The sequence below is a fragment of the Ruegeria meonggei genome, from assembly GCF_900172215.1.
GTDB classification, from domain to species: domain Bacteria; phylum Pseudomonadota; class Alphaproteobacteria; order Rhodobacterales; family Rhodobacteraceae; genus Ruegeria; species Ruegeria meonggei.
The window spans coordinates 475,152-491,863 of the sequence record NZ_FWFP01000002.1; the positions used below are offsets into that span (position 1 = coordinate 475,152).

The 16,712-nt window shown below is 57.6% G+C and carries 19 protein-coding genes and 1 tRNA gene; 4 read left to right on the forward strand and 16 right to left on the reverse strand.

What is annotated here, in order from left to right:
* Positions 1-6 precede the first annotated feature (6 nt).
* The 12 genes from infA to RUM8411_RS22810 all read right to left on the reverse strand — a co-directional run bounded on the left by infA (position 7) and on the right by RUM8411_RS22810 (position 7,513).
* Entirely contained in the window at positions 7-225 is a 219-nt protein-coding gene (infA, locus tag RUM8411_RS05000) for a translation initiation factor IF-1 (RefSeq protein ID WP_005978431.1), read from the reverse strand.
* 87 nt (positions 226-312) lie between these two features.
* Positions 313-1,191: a carbon-nitrogen hydrolase family protein gene (locus RUM8411_RS05005; RefSeq protein WP_085821534.1), complete on the reverse strand. Its 879-nt coding sequence runs from the start codon at positions 1,189-1,191 to the stop codon at positions 313-315.
* A 104-nt stretch (positions 1,192-1,295) separates the two neighbouring features.
* A complete protein-coding gene (locus tag RUM8411_RS05010; RefSeq protein ID WP_085821535.1) occupies positions 1,296-1,559 on the reverse strand; it encodes a hypothetical protein in 264 nt (87 codons plus the stop codon).
* Positions 1,560-1,728: 169 nt separating this feature from the next.
* Positions 1,729-2,322 (reverse strand): GNAT family N-acetyltransferase, encoded by a 594-nt coding sequence (locus RUM8411_RS05015; protein ID WP_085821536.1) that lies wholly within the window; start codon positions 2,320-2,322, stop codon positions 1,729-1,731.
* Positions 2,315-2,713, reverse strand: a complete 399-nt coding sequence (locus RUM8411_RS05020; protein WP_085821537.1) for a ketosteroid isomerase-related protein — start codon at positions 2,711-2,713, stop codon at positions 2,315-2,317. Before RUM8411_RS05020 ends, RUM8411_RS05015 begins: the two co-directional genes overlap by 8 nt.
* 2 nt (positions 2,714-2,715) lie before the next feature.
* Positions 2,716-3,168, reverse strand: coding sequence for an arsenate-mycothiol transferase ArsC (locus RUM8411_RS05025; protein ID WP_085821538.1), 453 nt, complete (start codon positions 3,166-3,168; stop codon positions 2,716-2,718).
* A 3-nt stretch (positions 3,169-3,171) separates the two neighbouring features.
* Positions 3,172-3,651: a UPF0262 family protein gene (locus RUM8411_RS05030; protein WP_085821539.1), complete on the reverse strand. Its 480-nt coding sequence runs from the start codon at positions 3,649-3,651 to the stop codon at positions 3,172-3,174.
* Positions 3,652-3,736: 85 nt separating this feature from the next.
* Positions 3,737-5,038: a histidinol dehydrogenase gene (gene hisD, locus RUM8411_RS05035; RefSeq protein WP_085821540.1), complete on the reverse strand. Its 1,302-nt coding sequence runs from the start codon at positions 5,036-5,038 to the stop codon at positions 3,737-3,739.
* 60 nt (positions 5,039-5,098) lie between these two features.
* The gene (locus RUM8411_RS05040; RefSeq protein WP_234995133.1) at positions 5,099-5,548 is read right to left on the reverse strand and encodes a GNAT family N-acetyltransferase; all 450 of its coding nucleotides are present in this window, start codon (positions 5,546-5,548) and stop codon (positions 5,099-5,101) included.
* 61 nt (positions 5,549-5,609) lie between these two features.
* Complete coding sequence (locus RUM8411_RS05045) at positions 5,610-6,086, reverse strand: DUF2948 family protein (RefSeq protein WP_085821542.1); 477 nt, start codon at positions 6,084-6,086, stop codon at positions 5,610-5,612.
* Positions 6,083-7,351 carry a UDP-N-acetylglucosamine 1-carboxyvinyltransferase gene (gene murA, locus RUM8411_RS05050; protein ID WP_085821543.1) on the reverse strand — a complete coding sequence of 423 codons (1,269 nt, stop codon included), beginning with the start codon at positions 7,349-7,351 and terminating at the stop codon, positions 6,083-6,085. The genes RUM8411_RS05045 and murA overlap by 4 nt, the downstream gene beginning before the upstream one ends.
* A gap of 6 nt (positions 7,352-7,357) precedes the next feature.
* Positions 7,358-7,513: a hypothetical protein gene (locus tag RUM8411_RS22810; protein ID WP_200818531.1), complete on the reverse strand. Its 156-nt coding sequence runs from the start codon at positions 7,511-7,513 to the stop codon at positions 7,358-7,360.
* A gap of 83 nt (positions 7,514-7,596) precedes the next feature.
* Between RUM8411_RS22810 and RUM8411_RS05055 the strand changes: the two genes are divergently transcribed.
* Both RUM8411_RS05055 and aspT read left to right on the forward strand, forming a co-directional pair.
* Positions 7,597-7,671, forward strand: a tRNA-Thr gene (locus RUM8411_RS05055).
* Between the two features lie 216 nt (positions 7,672-7,887).
* Positions 7,888-9,591: an aspartate-alanine antiporter gene (gene aspT, locus RUM8411_RS05060; protein WP_200818532.1), complete on the forward strand. Its 1,704-nt coding sequence runs from the start codon at positions 7,888-7,890 to the stop codon at positions 9,589-9,591.
* A gap of 1 nt (position 9,592) precedes the next feature.
* Here the strand turns inward: aspT and RUM8411_RS05065 are convergent, their stop codons facing one another.
* The 4 genes from RUM8411_RS05065 to RUM8411_RS05080 form a co-directional block, all read right to left on the reverse strand.
* Positions 9,593-11,266 (reverse strand): aspartate:alanine exchanger family transporter, encoded by a 1,674-nt coding sequence (locus tag RUM8411_RS05065; RefSeq protein WP_085821544.1) that lies wholly within the window; start codon positions 11,264-11,266, stop codon positions 9,593-9,595.
* A gap of 33 nt (positions 11,267-11,299) precedes the next feature.
* Positions 11,300-12,931, reverse strand: a complete 1,632-nt coding sequence (locus tag RUM8411_RS05070) for a bifunctional aspartate transaminase/aspartate 4-decarboxylase (protein ID WP_085821545.1) — start codon at positions 12,929-12,931, stop codon at positions 11,300-11,302.
* A 107-nt stretch (positions 12,932-13,038) separates the two neighbouring features.
* Positions 13,039-13,545, reverse strand: coding sequence for a hypothetical protein (locus RUM8411_RS05075; protein WP_085821546.1), 507 nt, complete (start codon positions 13,543-13,545; stop codon positions 13,039-13,041).
* Between the two features lie 410 nt (positions 13,546-13,955).
* Positions 13,956-14,906, reverse strand: a complete 951-nt coding sequence (locus RUM8411_RS05080; RefSeq protein WP_085821547.1) for a GlxA family transcriptional regulator — start codon at positions 14,904-14,906, stop codon at positions 13,956-13,958.
* A gap of 154 nt (positions 14,907-15,060) precedes the next feature.
* On the opposite strand from RUM8411_RS05080, the gene RUM8411_RS05085 reads away from it, so the two are divergent.
* Together RUM8411_RS05085 and RUM8411_RS05090 are read left to right on the forward strand one after the other, a co-directional pair.
* On the forward strand, positions 15,061-15,771 hold the full coding sequence (locus RUM8411_RS05085; RefSeq protein WP_085821548.1) for a GntR family transcriptional regulator: 711 nt from the start codon (positions 15,061-15,063) through the stop codon (positions 15,769-15,771).
* A gap of 7 nt (positions 15,772-15,778) precedes the next feature.
* The gene (locus RUM8411_RS05090; RefSeq protein ID WP_085821549.1) at positions 15,779-16,696 is read left to right on the forward strand and encodes a dihydrodipicolinate synthase family protein; all 918 of its coding nucleotides are present in this window, start codon (positions 15,779-15,781) and stop codon (positions 16,694-16,696) included.
* The last annotated feature ends 16 nt before the right edge of the window (positions 16,697-16,712 follow it).

Here is a 16,712-nt window from a genome sequence, read left to right on the forward strand (position 1 = left end):
CAAGCGTTACTTGAAGCGGTAGTTGATCCGACCCTTGGTCAGATCATAGGGGGTCATTTCGACCTGTACTTTGTCGCCGGCCAGAACACGGATGCGGTTCTTGCGCATCTTGCCTGCCGTATGTGCGATGATCTCATGGCCGTTTTCCAGCTCGACCCGAAACGTCGCATTAGGCAGGAGTTCCTTCACGACACCGGGAAATTCGAGCGTATCTTCCTTGGCCATGTTGTCTCCATCATTACGTTGCACCCGCAGAATCTGCGGGGATGTGCGCCTAAATGAGCCTATTTCGGGCTTATTTCAAGGCCTCAATCACGAAAGCGGGGATATTATGACTGTTTCGGCCCGGGGAAGTTGCTCGTGCCAATGGGTCCGGTTCAGCACATGACCGTCAGCGCGGACATTGGCGATCGCCGAAAGGTCGACATCGGCGAAAACCCATCCGGGTTGGTTCAAGGTCCCTTCGGCCAATACGCCGGTTTGAGGAAACCCTTTGTCAGGCGGGCCAAACACGCCGCCCGTGCCAGTGTTCTTGTCCACGGCCTCGGACCAGTCATTGTTGCCAACCAGCGAGGCCATGACCGTAACGCATTGATTTTCCAACGCGCGTGACATCGCCCCGATGCGGACCCGCCAATACCCCGACAGCGCCTCGGTGCAGGAAGGCACCAGGATCAGGTCGGCCTCCTGCAGGGCACGGCCCAATAAGGGAAATTCGCCGTCATAACAGATCAGCACCCCAATCTTGCCCAGCTCGGTGTCGAACAGCTTGAGCGGGCCGCCCGGCGCGATGTCCCACTCCTCGCGCTCGAACCGGGTCATGATCTGTTTGTCCTGATGGTCGCAGCCACCGCCCGGCGCATAAAACGCCGCGCGATTCACAGGACGCCTGAAGCCATCATTTACCGGGGCTGAGGCACCCAGAATATAGATCTTGTGCGCTTGGGCCAGACGAGTGTGCAGGTTATGCACATCCTCCATCCGGTCCGAGACCGCCCGGATCGACCGCTCTAGATCGCCAGCGACATCTGCCCCGTCCAGCGTCGACAGCTCCATCGCGCCGTATTCCGGAAAGACCAGCAACTCAGCCCCCTGCCCCGCGGCCTCCGAAACCCAGCGGTCCAGCTTGTCCTCGTACTGTGCCCAACTGTCGAGCCAATCAAGGTTGTATGCAGCGGTGGCGACTTTCATATCGGTTACCCTTGGGTCCATTTTCGCGCGAGATTAGAAGCAGACATCACAGGCTGTATAGTCAAATCTGTTCGTTTGCTCGAAGGACCGACGCAACAGCGTCTCTAAGGGTCATCCGGTTTGGACGGGCGCGGGTCCCAGCCATCTTCGTACTCGCCCAATACTCTGGACAGATGCAGCAAAGACGCAAACAGCCGCGCGTAAACATCCCGCGACAACATCGGCTTGTTATCGTCCAGCAACTGCAAAAGATCGACCACGCCCGAAGAAAACGCGTCGTAGATTTGCTTGTCCACCGCGGTGGGATCCAGGGTCCAATAGTTGTGTTCGTCATAGTAACTGGCTGAGTGGGGTTCATCATCAATCATCAGGCGACCTCATTAAGTTGAGGCACAGGTGGGACCGGAATCCACATGGACAAGATCACTGGCAGGAAGTCACAAGAACTTGGCAGGTCGGGAAATAAGTTATCGCGGATGGGGCTTTAGTCAGAACCTTCCGTTGCTGTCGTGTTTTGGCCAAGCCGCTGGTTCCCGTTTACAGATCCCTGATCCAGAACTGCAACGGCTTTGGTGTCTCATCGACTTCCCCGATGTCTTTCCACGAGAATTGCGCGACAACTCCGGGCAGTGGCACATAACCCCGCGCGCGCCAGAACGTATCCAGTGGGCGATATCCTTCGGGGCGTTGCGGGTGATCCGCCGCGCGCTGGGCGCTGCAAAATGCGCATTTGGAGAAGCCAAACCTACGGGCATGTGCCTCGCGCAGGTCAAAGAACCTGTGCCCGATCCCCTGCCCGCGATATTCGGGCAACAAAACGGATTCGGCGCAGTAGAAGATGCCGCCCAGATTCAGACCAATGCCTTCAAATGCGGCGGCGAAATCCTCGGCGTGGTCAGTCAACGGCGCGCCTGCGGATGCGCCGATCAGACGGTCCTTGTCGAAGGCGCCAAGCACGATGGCCCTGTCGCTGTCACGATAGGATTGCAGGTACTTACGCTCGTACTCCAGATCACCATCATAGAGATAGGGCCAGGCGTGAAAAACTTCGATCCGCAGGCGGGCAACGTGGTCCAGAGCGTCAGCCAGTGCCACCCCGGTCAGGGGGCGGACGTCGGTGACCTTAGCCATTGGATACCTGTTTGGTCCAGTCGGCGAGGTTGTAGAACGTGGTCACGCGGGTGATCTTGCCATCGTGTAAGTCAAAGAATGAGCCGGCAGGCAGGCGATAGGTCTGACCGTGCGCCTCGGGCAGACGCTCATCGGTTTCAAGATAAGTGCCGTTGACGATGAATTCGGCAGCCGCGCGGGTGCCGCCTTCGGCGTCGAACACCACAATATCGGTCAGGTTTTCGCGGTAACTACGGTTCATATGGGCGCAGAAGGCCGCGAATTTCTCTTTACCGACACGGATCTGGCCTTCGTTCACGTGATGGGCCACGTCGTCGGACAGGCAGTCCAACATGCCGTCCACATCCCCGGCATTGAAGGCTTCGAAATAGGTTTTGACGGTCTGGTTCATGATCACTCCGTAGGTTCGCCCCAGCGGTCTTTCAGATGCTGGATGATCTGATCGCGGGTCTGTCGGTAGTGATGTAACTTCTGTTCGCGGGTTTCGCCCATCCCGGTAGGGTCCATTATTGGCCAATAATCGACATCCAGATGAAATATCCGGGTCAGTTCCAGCGCCCTGCGCTGGCTTGCGGGTGACAGCGCCACGATCAGGTCGAAAGAGCTGAGATCGTCGCCCCATTCCTGCATCTCGTCAAACGAGCGCGAGCGGTGGCGGGACAGTTCGACCCCGATCTCGTGACAGGCCGCAATGCAAAAGCCATCGATCTCAAGGTCGTTATGGACACCAGCGGATTGCACATAAGTGCCGGTGCCATAAAATTTCTTCATGATGCCTTCGGCCATCGGTGACCGAACCGAATTATGGTCGCAACAGAACAGAATGGACTGCGGCAGAGACGTCACCCGTCACCCCCCAAAATGCAGCACGCAGATCAGCGTGAACAGGCGGCGGGCGGTGTCAGTGTCGATATCCGCTTTTCCCTCCAGCCGTTCCTGCAACACGCGGCTGCCTTCGTTGTGGATGCCGCGCCGGGCCATGTCGATGGTTTCGATCTGGCTGGGTGGCAGGGATTTTACCGCGTCGAAATAGCTTTCGCAGATCTGAAAATAATCTTTGACCACCTGCTTGAATGGTCCCAGCGACAGGTGAAACTCGGCGGCTTTTTCCTCGGCCTCGGTGGCGATATCAAAGACCAGCCGCTTATCCCGGATCGACAGCTGCACATGATAGGGACCATCGGGCACTACACGGTCATCGCGCCGAGGCAACGCAAAGCTGTTTTCCTCGAGCAGATCAAAGATCGCGACCTTGCGCTCCTGCTCGATCTCGGGGGTCGGCGGGGGCAGGTTTCGGTCGTCCAGTTGGATATGCGAAATACGTGTCATGTGTGTCTGGTCCATTCAGATCAGCACAGACCTATAACAAGCGAATTGGATCGGCAACGCCCGCGCGGGCAGACATTGCGGGAATTCATCCGTTGAGGCGTTTCAGACGCGCGGTCACCGACAACCCATGCGCCTCCAGGCTTTCGGACCGGGCCAGTTGTTCCGCCGCAGGTCCAATTGCGCGCAACGCCTCGGGCGTCATTTGGCTGAGCGTTGTACGTTTGAGGAAATCCATCACGCTGAGGCCAGACGAAAACCGGGCCGACCGCGCTGTGGGCAGAACATGGTTCGGGCCGCCAACGTAATCGCCGATCGCTTCGGGCGTGTACTGGCCCAAAAAAATGGCACCGGCATGAATGGTTTTCGCGCTAAGCGCCACGGGGTCCGCCACGCAAAGCTCTAGGTGTTCCGGGGCGATGCGGTTTGACAGGGTGGTCGCTTCGTCCAGATCGCGGACAGTGATGATCGCTCCGAAATCGCGCCAACTGGCCCCTGCAATCGCGCGCCGCTGCAGGGTTTTAAGGCGTTTTTCAACCGCCTGAGCCACAGCCTGTCCAAAGGCCGCGTCATCGGTGATCAGGATCGATTGCGCACTTTCGTCATGTTCAGCCTGGCTGAGCAGGTCCAGTGCGATCCAGTTTGGGTCGTTGTCGCTGTCGGCAATCACCAAAATTTCCGAAGGGCCTGCGATCATGTCGATCCCGACCTTGCCAAAAACCCGGCGTTTCGCAGCTGCCACAAAGGCATTACCGGGGCCGGTAATCTTGTCGACGGGCGTGATGCTTTCGGTGCCATAGGCCAAAGCTGCAATCGCCTGTGCGCCACCGATGCGATAGATCGTGTCCACGCCCGACAATTGCGCCGCCAACAGGACCACCGGGTTTACCACCCCGTCCGGCGTTGGCACGGCAATGGCCAGCCGTTCAACCCCTGCCACCTTTGCCGGGATCGCGTTCATCAGCACCGAAGATGGATAGGATGCCAAACCGCCGGGCACGTACAGACCAGCCGCCGACACCGCCGACCAACGCCAACCAAGGGTTGCCCCAGCCTCATCCGTCCATTGGAGATCATCAGGCATCTGCTTTTCGTGATAAGACCGGATACGATCTGCCGCCAGCTCCAGTGCGTGGCGGTCTACATCAGAAACTTTCGCGACGGCCTCGGCAATCTCGGCAGCCGAGAAGGCCAGCGTATCGGATGTAAGCTCAAGCCGGTCGAACTTGGCGGTCAGTTCGATCACCGCCGCGTCGCCCCGGGCCCGCACATCGGCAATGATCTGGGCCACAACCGCATCCACATCCGGGCTGTCTTCGCGCTTGGCGGACAGCAGGGTCTGAAAGGCGGTTTCAAACTCGGGCGATGTGGTGTTCAGGAAAACGGGCATGGTCTTGCACTCCGGAGCGTTTGATCGGGACATATCGCCGGGATGGGCGGGCCTCAACCCTCAGTGCGCGGGGTGCAGCGATTTGCGCATCTCGCGGCAGGACAAATCCTGGCGGTCACAACGCTGACCGGTGGCCTGCCAACCCTGCCGCAGATAAAACGCCTGCGCGGTCACCGTCGCCTCAAGCCGGGCCTCGGTGCATCCGGCGGCAATGAGTTCCCGTTCAAGACGGTCCAACAGGGCCGCCCCGATACCGCAGCCGATATGGTCGGGGTCGATGTACAGCAGCGTGATTTCACCGGTTTCGATCAGGCCACCCACGGCAGTAACCTGCCCGGCCTGTTCGGTCAGCCAGATCTGCAATCCGTCCCTGATCCATCCACGGATGGTTTCGGGATCCTTGTTCGCCGTCCATTGCGCAATGACCTGCGGGTCGTCCTGGTGATCTGCCCGGCACAGTTCAGTGATCGACCGGATCAGAACCCGGCTGAGGTCAAAGACGTCAAACACAGTGGCACGACGATGTACCAGACCTGCCGGGGGTCCGGAGAACGCCTGTGATATGCCGCGCTTATTCCGGATGGTGCGGGGCCTGACCCGACGGTGCCTGATACGGGCGAGTTACGTCCTTGAGCGTGGCGTCCAGCGCCTCGACCGACAGGCGGATCGCGCCATCACCCGCCAAGGTCAGCAAGATCTGTCCGGCCCCGTCTTCTGCCGCTTCGAAATCGACGGACAGCAGCGACATAACCATATCCTTGTCGCTGCGATCAACGCCCTGGCTTGAGACAGACAGAACCGAATCAAACACCAAAACCGACTGTACGCGTTCAAACGGACGGTTGCGGCTGGTGGCCGCGTCTTTGTCTTCCCATCGAAAACGGTTCAGCAACAGGCCGAAACGACGCTCGGACGGGCGCCATGTCATCTCGGTGATCGGAAACACCGCGTCCTGCGTCAGGGTTGAGATCACCTGAAGGTCATCATCATCCTGCGCACCCAGATTCAGCGGGGCCTCGCGCCCGTCATGGAAACTTGCGTCTGTCATTGGCCTTTTATCCGTTCAATTTTTGCGCCTACGCCTTCCAGCTTGCGCACCACATGCTCATATCCACGGTCCAGATGATAGACCCGACTGACCACTGTTTCCCCTTCAGCTGCCAGACCGGCAAGGATCAGTGACACCGAGGCCCGCAAATCCGTCGCCATCACCGGGGCCCCCTTCAGGCGCTCAACACCTGTTACCGTGGCAGTCCCGCCATGTACCTCTATATCCGCGCCCATCCGCACCAGCTCTGGCGCGTGCATGAACCGGTTCTCAAAAATCCGCTCTTCCAGCACCGAGGTGCCCTCGGCGGTGCACATCAGCGCCATCATCTGGGCCTGCAAATCGGTTGGGAATCCCGGGAACGGTTCGGTGACCACATCCACCGCTCGGACCCGGCCATTCTTGCGGGCGACTTTCAGACCCTTGTCGGTTTCTTCAACGCTGACGCCGGCCGCGTCCAGTTTGGCCGCGAAGGATTCAACAAGACGCATGCGACCGCCCAAAAGCTCGACCTCGCCACCGCAAATGGCCGGGGCCAGCATGTACGTGCCCAGCTCGATCCGGTCGGTCACCACCTGATGGGTTGCGCCATGCAACCGGTCGACGCCTTGGATTTCGATGGTCGAGGTCCCCTCGCCCGAGATTTGCGCGCCCATCTTGCGTAGACATTCAACCAGATCGACAATCTCGGGCTCTCGCGCGGCGTTCTTTAAGACAGTGGTGCCTTTGGCCAGCGTGGCCGCCATGACGATGTTTTCCGTCGCACCAACCGAGGCGAAACGCATTTCATGTACCCCGCCTTTCAGCCCGCCCGGAGCCTTGGCGTGGAGATACCCGTCTTTGAGTTCAATCTCAGCCCCCAAAGCCTCAAGCCCTTCGACGTGCAGGTCCATCGGCCGCGCGCCGATCGCACAGCCACCGGGCAGCGACACAACCGCATGCCCAAAACGCGCCAGCAGCGGGCCCAGCACCAGATTTGAGGCCCGCATCTTGCGCACGATCTCATAATCCGCTGTCTGGCTGGTTAGGTCGTGGCTGGACATCGCTTGCACTTGGCCATCCTGCAGTGACGACACCTCGGCCCCCAACGACTGCAGCAGGGCCGTCATGGTCTTGATGTCGCTGAGACGTGGCGCGTTTGTCAGCGTCAGCGGTTCTTCGCTGAGAAGCGTTGCGGGCATCAGCGTCAGGCACGCATTTTTAGCCCCCGCAATTGGTATCTGACCGTTAAGCGGCCCGTTGCCTGTTACCAGAATCGAATCCATTTGCTCTTATCCCTCGTCCTTGCCGGCTTTGTCGTTCGGGGTCGCACGCGCCTTGGCCTGCGCCTTACGCCGCGCCATATTCGCTTTCAGCGCCGCTTTCAGCCGCTCTTCGCGCGCATCCCCGGATTTGCCAGGCTTTTTTGGTGCATTTTTGTCTGCCATGGTCTTTCTCTACAGGAGGGAAAAAAAACCGTCCAGACACCCTTGCGCCGCGTTTCGTTTGAGTCTAATCACCCGCCCACAGCGCTGCTGTAGCTCAGAGGTAGAGCACTCCCTTGGTAAGGGAGAGGTCGAGAGTTCAATTCTCTCCAGCAGCACCATCTTTCCAGACAACCGCATATTCCACCAGGCAGGTCCCGGATAAGTGTATCGTGAGCGCGCATTGCTTTCTCGTACGCCTATGCCTCCAGATTTGACAGAATCCTTAGTCGGTGCTTACTTAAAACGCAGGATAATTGCCTGAATTTTCGATTGTTATCAGCACGCTGAGGTGCCGGGATCGGCATCCCCCACCAGAATGCAAGTCTGGAGATTTGATGATGGAACTAATCGCTGAACAGCTGCGCGCCTTTCCGATCATGGCGCTTTTTCTATGCCTAGGCCTGGGGTACGGCGTCGGAAAATTCAGAGTTGGAAAATTCGAACTGGGCGGAATTGCCGGAACCTTGCTGGTGGCAGTTTTTGTAGGTCAGATTGGCGGGATCACCTTAAGTACAGATGTTCAGAACGTCTTTTTCTCATTGTTTATTTTTATGGTCGGCTACAATGGTGGGCCCCAGTTCTTTGCGGCTTTGAACCGAACCGCACTTACAAAACTGTTGGCAGCCTTCATGATGACCCTCTGGGGATTGTTTTTCGTGATCGTTGTGGCGCGACTGGCCGGGCTCGACAAAGGGCTGGCAGCAGGTCTTGCGGCCGGAGGATTGACGCAATCGGCCATCATCGGCACCGCAGGCAACGCCATCGACTTGCTTGGCCTTGCAGCGGATGAAGCTGAAAAGCTGAAAACCAACATCGCGGTTGGTTACTCTGTCACCTACATCTTTGGATCGATCGGTCCCATTCTGGCGGTCAGCATCATTCCAATCATCATGCGCTGCGATCTACGGCAAGAAGCGATCAAGCTGGCCCAAAAGCTCAGCGGTGGCGGTCGTAAGCTGGCAGATGGTGAGTTCCTGCCAATGAACCGCTTTGAGGCCCGCGCCTATCAGGTCAATGATGACGCCGCCATTGCCGGCCAAACCGTCAAATCCATCGAGGCGGAGTATGACGGTGACCTTTTGGTCGAACGGCTGCTGCAGAATGGCGTGCCGGTGGATCCAGCACCGGATACCGTGGTCGGCGTGGGCGACGTAATCGTGGTTTCGGGCCTTGTTGTAACGTTGGTTCAATTCGAAGGCACGGCAAGCGGTGAAATCGGAGAATACCCGCCGGAACTGACCGTCGTCGAGGAAAGGCGCAATGTCGTGGTCACCAATCGTAAACTGGCTGGTAAAACCCTTGAACAGCTGAACAAAGCGTTGACACCGGATCAGCGGCGCGGTGTCCATATCTCAAAGATCACACGGATGGGGCATGACGTCCCTGTTCTGCTCAATACCGAGATCCACGCAGGCGATGAGATCAGCATTGTTGGCCACAAGAACGACCTGAATCGCGTGGCCAAACAGGCAGGTTATGTTCCGCCTGCGGCCTCGGTTACGAATTTCATCGCATTGGGGATCGGTGTGGCCGTCGGCTATCTGATTGGCGAGATCAGCTTTGTCATTGCCGGAACCAAGGTTGCATTGGGGTCGGGTCTTGGATGTCTCATAACAGGGCTGATCATCGGATACCTGCGTATCCGTCGACCCAAGATTGGCGGGATCAATCGAGGGGCTGCCAACTTTTTGCAAAGCTTCGGGCTGGCGGTGTTTGTCGGTGTCGTTGGACTGAACGCGGGCAAACCTGCGCTGGAGGCAATTCAGCAATACGGAATTACCCTGCTGCTGCTGGGCATCCTGGTCACAATGATGCCGATGATCGTGCAGTTCCCGATCAACTATTTCGCGCTGCGCATTCGCAACCCGGTTGAAGCCTGCGCAGTGGTGACCGGATCACGCTCGGGCAATCCAGGATTTGCGACCTTGTTGGAAAAGGCAGGCAACTCAACCCCGACACCGGCCTTTACCATGACCTACGCGGTGGCGAATATCTTCCTGACGCTTTGGGGGCCGCTGGTCGTGGCTTTTGTGCCCTAGGCTACATCAGCAGGATCACGATGACCGAGCCCCAAAGCGCCAGCAACACGTTGCCGACCGCATATCCCAGACCATAGCCCAGCGTGGGCACCTGGCTCTGAGCGGCTTCCTGCACGGCAGCAAGACCTGGGGCCGAGGTTCCGGCCCCACAACAGGTCCCGGCCAGAACGCCCTCATTGATGCCAAAGACCTTGCGGCCGACAAACACGGCTGATCCATGCGCCAGCAACACGATGGCCACCGACCCCAGGATCAAGGACGGCCCGCTTTCGACAACTCCGGTTACAAAGCTGGGTCCCGAGGTGATGCCGACACAGGCCACAAAGACACACAGGCCCAGGGAATCGAAAATCCACAGGGTCGCCTCGGGAACAAACCCAAACGTCCTGTGGACCGAGCGCAGCCATCCTGCCATCAACCCGCCCAGCAGCACCCCAACCGATGTGCCAAGCCCCAGTTCAATCGCGCCGTATTTCAGCGCAGGAATACCAATGAGCCCGCCTAGCAGAATAAAGAACGCCACAAAGACCATATCGGTCTTATTTGTTTCGCGATCCAGGTAGCCCAGTTTGGCAGCAGCGTCCTCGATATGGCTGCGGGTGCCCGACACTGTCAGAACATCCCCCATATGCAGGGTCACGCGGCGAAAAACCGGCAGCCGCTCGCCACTGCGCATGATGCCCCGCAAGAATATGGTGCGCGCCTCAGGGCGGGCGGACAGCTCGGCCAGTGTCTGGTTCACCACGGCCTTGTTGGTCACGACGATATCGCTGGTTTCTACTGGCAGATCGAGCAATTCCGGATCTTCGACCTCTTCACCCAGCATACTTGTGTGATCGATCAAATAGGATCGCAGCCCGGCAATAGCAGCGATATCACCCGTTTCCAGAACCATATCGCGGGTCGTGGGCAAGATCTTTTTCCCCCGGCGCACCCGGTCAAAAAAAGCGCGCACATGGGGAGGAACGCGGGCTTCGATCTCGGCAATTGTCCGGCCCGCAAACTCGGGGTTGATGCGATAGGCGCGGGCCTCAAAGTCGCGGTGTTCGGACACCATCGGGGCATCATTGTTGTCCAACTCAGCCTCATGCTCTGCGCAGGCTTCTTTCAGGGACCGCCCATAAAAGCGGGGAGCCAGTTGGGTGTGGAAAAAGATAGTGGCGACTACTCCAACAAAGTAAGCCACCGCAAAGCCGGTGGCGATTTCTCCGTCAAATATTTGTTGTGCGGCAGGGTCGGCACCGGTTTTGGCAAATGTGTCAATGGCCACGCCCAGTGTCGCGCTTTCGGTGACACCACCAGCCAAAAGCCCCGCCGCGATCCCCACCGACAACCCCATCAAAGGTGCCAGTAGCGCAGCAACCACCAAGGCCACGACGCATAACAGTGCAGTGATCGCAATCTGCGGCAACGCCCCAAAGTTCAAGGATCGAAAGAACTGCGGCCCTGTTCGATATCCGATGGAAAATAAAAACAGTAAAAAGAACGCCTGTTTCAGATCGTCCGAGACGACCACCCCGGTCTGACCAACCAGAACGCCGCCCAGCAAACAGCCCGCCACCGACCCGACCGTAAACGAGCCGATGGTGATTTTGCCCAGCGCATAACCCATGGCGAGACTGCAGAACAAGGCTAGCTCAGGGTGGGTGCCAAAGATCGCACCAATCAATTCCATCCAGGTCTACCCCTGTGTCCTTGCACCGTCCCCTTACCCATGCAGCGACAATCCCTTCGAGGCGCGATAGGCCTGCACATACCCAATGGCAACCGCACGCACGGCCCGGCCGATCTGGCGATAGGCGCTGTCATCGAGATTGGCAAAAGACACGCGCGCTGACCAGTTTGGGGCGTCAAAGCCCGACCCGTTCAACAACACAATCCCATGATCCTGCGCCAGCTTGAAAGAGATATCCAGCGGATGGACATTTTCCTTGATCCAGCCAACCACCTCTTCTCCGACGTATTTCCGCAGCCAAAATTCAAAGTCGAGTATGCCGTAATACCGGTCGAACAAAGGATTTTCGGGCACCTCGATGCCCATGCCTTCGACCAGTTCGGTAAAACGGTGTTCCAGAATGCCCTGACAGAAAGCCTGATAGCTTTTGTCTTCATCCATCATTTCCACCAGCGAAAACAGGGTCATCATCACCTGTTGCGGTAGTGACAGACCGGCAGTGTGGTTGAGCGCCACATCGCGGCTGTCAGCAACAATCCGGTCGATGAACTTGAACGAGGATGGATCGGGCGTCAGGGTCGTATACCGCGCCTCGACCTTTGCTTTGACCTCGGCGGGAGCTTCGGCAATCATCTTGTCGAAAATGTTGTTCTCGGCGACCAAAATGGTGCCCAATCGCCAACCCGTACACCCGAAATACTTGGAATAGGAATAGACCCCGATCGTGTTCTCTGGAAGGTGCCCCATGACCGACTGGAAGTTAGGAACAAAAGTGCCATAAACGTCGTCGGTCAAAATGATCAGATCCGGGCGGCGTGTTTTGACAAACTCGACCAGCCGGGCCAAAACCTCGGGGCTCATCGCGACGGCCGAAGGATTGCCTGGATTGACCAGAAACAGCGCTTTGACCTTTGGATCGGCCAACTGTTCCAAGTCCGCATCAGTCAGCTGGAAATTGTCCTCCTCTTCCGATGACACATCCACCACGTTCAGCGCGTAATCCTCAAGCTCGGGCATTTCCAAATAGGGTGTAAAGATAGGCGTCCCTAGAGCGATAGTGTCGCCTGCATTCAGCAAACGCTGATTTTTAAGCGCCTTGAAAATATAGCACATTGCGGCCGTTCCGCCTTCAACCGCGTAGATGTCGAACTTGGTGTCGGGCCGGTGCCCCGCGCACATTGCCCACATCAGGTATTCATGGACGATGATCTCATTATGTTCGAGACACCGATCCGGCATCGGATAATGGTCGCCCACAATCCCGTCGGTCAGCTCCAGTACAAAGTCGTCCGGAGTAAAACCGAATTTCTGTACCGCAAAATCCACCATAGCAGCCAGCGTATCAGCGCCCGGAGGACCGCTTTGCCCCTGGGACGTCGCGCAATAGGCCTTGAGCCGACCGTAACTGCCCGGCCCTTGCGGTGTACCCGCCAGACCAACCTGTGGTTCATTGCGGTGCCGCTGGGCCTCGGTCATCGCAAACTGACCCAGCAGGAAGAACGCCTCGCGCGCTTTGGTGGCGATCCAGTTGGGATTGCCGCGTCCCGCGTTCAGATAGGGCAAGGTCGACTTGTGCGCCTCTTTCTGGGCCAGCTTGATAAGCTCGTCCTTGATCTGAAACGGGCTCAGGTGTTCGAACTTGTGAAGATTCAGCGTGTCCGGCATGGCAGTAATCCCTTCGTGTAAATCATCGGAAGCAATCAAACCGATGGTACGAAAGGATTTATGCCTGTGTAAACGGCTTAGTCATGAGTGCCGGTTTCAAGGGGCGATCAGTTCAACCGTCCGGACGCAGCCAACGCGCCAACCAGTGAATTTTCAATCTCACCCGGCAGTTCCCGGCCCTTTTCGTACAGACTTGCAGCAACCCAGCCCACCATATGGCCGCGGGCCCCAAGATCGTTTGCGCGCACCAGGGTCGGCGACGTTCTTTCAATATTGACCAATGCCATTGAGCGTTCGATTTCATTCTCGCTGAGAACCATTTTTACCGCGCTGAAGATGTCCACCGAGACCTGCAGCGTTTGGGTCTCAAGCCGATGCGCAGCATCCGTCAACATTCGGGTGCAAAACGCGGACAAGAAATACCAGCGAAAGATTGAAAAAACGCGGTCCTGCATTTCCCCATGTGGGCTGACATCGACAGAGGCTGTTTCAGCAATACGTTCAAATGCAGCCTCGGCTGCCCGGGACGCCTTGCAAATCTGACTTTCGCGTCTTGCAATCGAGATTACGCGCGGGGCGAATTCCATTGCGACTTCGTGGGTTTCCAAATTCATGGTTGTCCTCCAACGCTAACACTTGTTGAGGACATGGAGACCTTTGCAGAGATTTTGTTGTGATTTGCCGCCATTTTTTGCAGAAACTGCCTGATTGCTGACTGAACAAAAATGCCACAAACGGACATTTTACGCAAACAAAAGCAGTCGCCTCAACGCACTAGACGGAAAAACTGTGGATTCCTGACAGCACATGAATTGCGGCGGACATCACGATTCCAGTTGCCGCGCACATAGAACTGACACGTTCTGGCAATAGTTATGCCAATTTCTGCATCTATGAATACTCAATCCTGCTGCTCAGTTTACTAGTTTTTCTTTAACGAGGGGGTACGAGCGGGACCAGGGGGTGAGCGCCTGCACTTTCGGGTATGCCAAAAGGCAGAGATGCTCCCCCCGCCCGCAGTCCATCAGTCAATCTTGTTTTTCTGCGCATGCGGCGTGACGCCAAAACTCGACCGAAAAACGCGCGAAAAGTGGCCGGGGTTTTCGAAACCGCAGGCCATGGCGACCTCGGTCACCGACGCTTCGGTTTGCAACAGAAGTTTCTGCGCGCGTTCCAGGCGCAGCTCCATGAAGTATTTCTTGGGTGACGTATTGAGGTATTTGCCAAACAACCGCTCAAGCTGCCGGGTGGAGATCCCAAGATCCTCAGCTATCTGCGACGGAGAGACTGGCGCCTCGATACAGTTTTGCATGATCTGGATCGCCCGGGCCAGGTGAGCGTTGCGCATCCCGTTGCGTGATTGCAGCGATACCCGTTGTTTCGCTGTGGCGTTGCGCACCGCGTTATAGACCATCTGGTCGGCGACTGCGATTGCCAGTTCCTTACCATGATCTCGTTCAATCAGGTGCAGCATCAAGTCAGCGGTGGCGGTGCCGCCCGAGGCTGTGATGTGTTTTTCGTCGGCTACAAATACGCTGCGCACAAGGTTCACCTCTGGGAAGGCTTCCATGAAGGCGTCGTGATACTCCCAATGGATCGCCGCCTGCATCCCGTCCAAAAAACCCGCCTCGGCCAAAAGCCAAGCCCCGGAACATAGCGCTCCAATGGGTGTTCCCCGCGCCCGTTCCCGCCGCAAGGTCGCCAGCAGCGGTCGGGTGACATGATTGCGCATGTGGATGCCCGACAGCACAAACAGCTGATCGGTCTTGGGCAGGGTCTCCAATCCCCCGTGTACCAACGTCACCACCTCATTTGAACAGACGGCCCGCGCACCCTCTTCCGATACCAGAGCCCAGTCATATAGCTTTTCCTCGCTGACCAGGTTGGCAATTCGCAACGGTTCGACGGCGCAGGAAAAAGCGAGGTGCGAAAACTCCTCGATCAGAATGAAGGTGATGTGCCGCGTCTGGCGCATATGTGTTTCCATTTTAACTGCGTCTTGGGCCGGTGGCTCAAATGATGGGTCATGCTGCACGATTTTTTAATGTATACAAGTTGTATTTTCTTCGGATACAAGAAATGCAGGGCCGCACCGACGCGATTCGCGCCGGAAGACGCAGGGGAACTGAATGAAAGACGATGCGAAATCCCGAAAAACAGCGCTGACAGAGCATCTGAAAGCGTCGATTCTGACCCTGCGCCTGCAACCCGGCTCGGATCTGGATGAGGCGCACCTGTCTGATGCCTTCGGCCTGTCACGCACCCCTCTGCGTGAGGTATTCCGCCAACTGGCGGGCGAAGGTTACCTGGACTTGCGGACCAACCGCAGTGCGCGGGTGACCGAAATGTCTTATACTACGCTGCGCGATTTCTTTCTGGCCGCGCCGATGGTCTATGGAGCGATCTTGCAGCTGGCGGCGCAGAATGCCACACGCACGCAGATTGATGAACTGAAGGAAGCCCAGCAAGCCTTCAAGGCTGCGCTTCGGTCTGGTTCGGGCGAGGATCGCGCGCTGGCAAACAACCGCTTTCACGATGTGACCGGAGAGATGTCCGGCAACGTCTATCTGCTGCCGTCATTCAATCGGTTGCTGATCGATCACGCGCGGATCGGGATGACCTTTTACCGCCCGCAAACGACCAGCATATCCGACAACCTGTCCATGGCCAGCCAACAACATGACGCCATCATCGCCGCCATCGAGGCGGGCGATGAGGCGGCCGCTGCGCAGCTTGCCGAAGACCACTGGAACCTGTCACGCGATCAGATCGAGCTGTTTGTGATGCCTGACGCGCTGGACGCCCCAATGGGCATCGCGCCGCTTTCTAAACCTGCATGAGGACGGAATGAACCCAATCTTCAGATTTGAGGGGATCTATACCCCGGTGGTCACGCCCTATCACGACGATGGCCGCGTGAATTGGGACGCCCTGGCGCAGGTGATCGAATACCTTATAGCGCATGGCGTGCATGGTCTGATCACCGGTGGGTCGACCGGTGAGAATTATGCCCAGACGGTCGACGAGCGGCTGGAACTGGCGCGATTTACGCATAAGCAGGTGCAGGGCCGCTTACCGCTGGTTGTGGGAACTGGTGCGATGCTGACACCGGATTCTCTGGCACTGGCCTCGGGCGCGCGTGAGATCGGAGCGGATGCCATCCTGCTGGCCAGCCCGCCTTATTCCGTACCGACCGACCGGGAAAACGCGCTGAATGCGCTGGCCATTGACAAGGCGGCTGATCTGCCGGTGATGCTGTACAATTATCCGCATCGCACCGGCACCATGATGGGAGAAGAGTTCCTGGACCGCGTCGGCCGCAGCCGGAACTTTTGCGGCATCAAGGAAAGCTCGGGTGATATCAACCGGGTGCACCTGCTGGCGCGGGACTATCCGCATATCCAACTGGGCTGTGGCATGGACGATCAGGCGCTGGAGTTCTTTGCCTGGGGTGCGCCGTTCTGGGTTTGTGGAGGATCGAACTTTTTGCCTGCCGAACATGTCGCGCTTTACAACGCCTGTGTGGTCGAGGGCAATTTTTCCAAGGGTCGCCGCATCATGTCGGCGATGATGCCGCTGATGCGCGTGCTGGAACAGGGCGGCAAGTTCATCCAGACCATCAAACATGGCGTCACCATGAACGGGATCGAGGCGGGTGTGATGCGGCCCCCGCTGAAGGGTCTGAACAAGGATGACAAGCGCGCGTTGGAACAGGTGACGCGCGTGCTGAAACAGACAATCGCTGACATTGTGGCTGAAGAATAGGATTGGGGGTAAGAGA

What these genes read in the sequence shown, in the direction of transcription:
- infA (WP_005978431.1), bottom strand. Translation starts at nt 225, where the DNA reads ATGGCCAAGGAAGATACGCTCGAATTTCCCGGTGTCGTGAAGGAACTC.
- RUM8411_RS05005 (WP_085821534.1), bottom strand. Translation starts at nt 1,191, where the DNA reads ATGAAAGTCGCCACCGCTGCATACAACCTTGATTGGCTCGACAGTTGG.
- RUM8411_RS05010 (WP_085821535.1), bottom strand. Translation starts at nt 1,559, where the DNA reads ATGATTGATGATGAACCCCACTCAGCCAGTTACTATGACGAACACAAC.
- RUM8411_RS05015 (WP_085821536.1), bottom strand. Translation starts at nt 2,322, where the DNA reads ATGGCTAAGGTCACCGACGTCCGCCCCCTGACCGGGGTGGCACTGGCT.
- RUM8411_RS05020 (WP_085821537.1), bottom strand. Translation starts at nt 2,713, where the DNA reads ATGAACCAGACCGTCAAAACCTATTTCGAAGCCTTCAATGCCGGGGAT.
- RUM8411_RS05030 (WP_085821539.1), bottom strand. Translation starts at nt 3,651, where the DNA reads ATGACACGTATTTCGCATATCCAACTGGACGACCGAAACCTGCCCCCG.
- hisD (WP_085821540.1), bottom strand. Translation starts at nt 5,038, where the DNA reads ATGCCCGTTTTCCTGAACACCACATCGCCCGAGTTTGAAACCGCCTTT.
- RUM8411_RS05045 (WP_085821542.1), bottom strand. Translation starts at nt 6,086, where the DNA reads ATGACAGACGCAAGTTTCCATGACGGGCGCGAGGCCCCGCTGAATCTG.
- murA (WP_085821543.1), bottom strand. Translation starts at nt 7,351, where the DNA reads ATGGATTCGATTCTGGTAACAGGCAACGGGCCGCTTAACGGTCAGATA.
- RUM8411_RS22810 (WP_200818531.1), bottom strand. Translation starts at nt 7,513, where the DNA reads ATGGCAGACAAAAATGCACCAAAAAAGCCTGGCAAATCCGGGGATGCG.
- aspT (WP_200818532.1), top strand. Translation starts at nt 7,888, where the DNA reads ATGATGGAACTAATCGCTGAACAGCTGCGCGCCTTTCCGATCATGGCG.
- RUM8411_RS05065 (WP_085821544.1), bottom strand. Translation starts at nt 11,266, where the DNA reads ATGGAATTGATTGGTGCGATCTTTGGCACCCACCCTGAGCTAGCCTTG.
- RUM8411_RS05070 (WP_085821545.1), bottom strand. Translation starts at nt 12,931, where the DNA reads ATGCCGGACACGCTGAATCTTCACAAGTTCGAACACCTGAGCCCGTTT.
- RUM8411_RS05075 (WP_085821546.1), bottom strand. Translation starts at nt 13,545, where the DNA reads ATGAATTTGGAAACCCACGAAGTCGCAATGGAATTCGCCCCGCGCGTA.
- RUM8411_RS05080 (WP_085821547.1), bottom strand. Translation starts at nt 14,906, where the DNA reads ATGCGCCAGACGCGGCACATCACCTTCATTCTGATCGAGGAGTTTTCG.
- RUM8411_RS05085 (WP_085821548.1), top strand. Translation starts at nt 15,061, where the DNA reads ATGAAAGACGATGCGAAATCCCGAAAAACAGCGCTGACAGAGCATCTG.
- RUM8411_RS05090 (WP_085821549.1), top strand. Translation starts at nt 15,779, where the DNA reads ATGAACCCAATCTTCAGATTTGAGGGGATCTATACCCCGGTGGTCACG.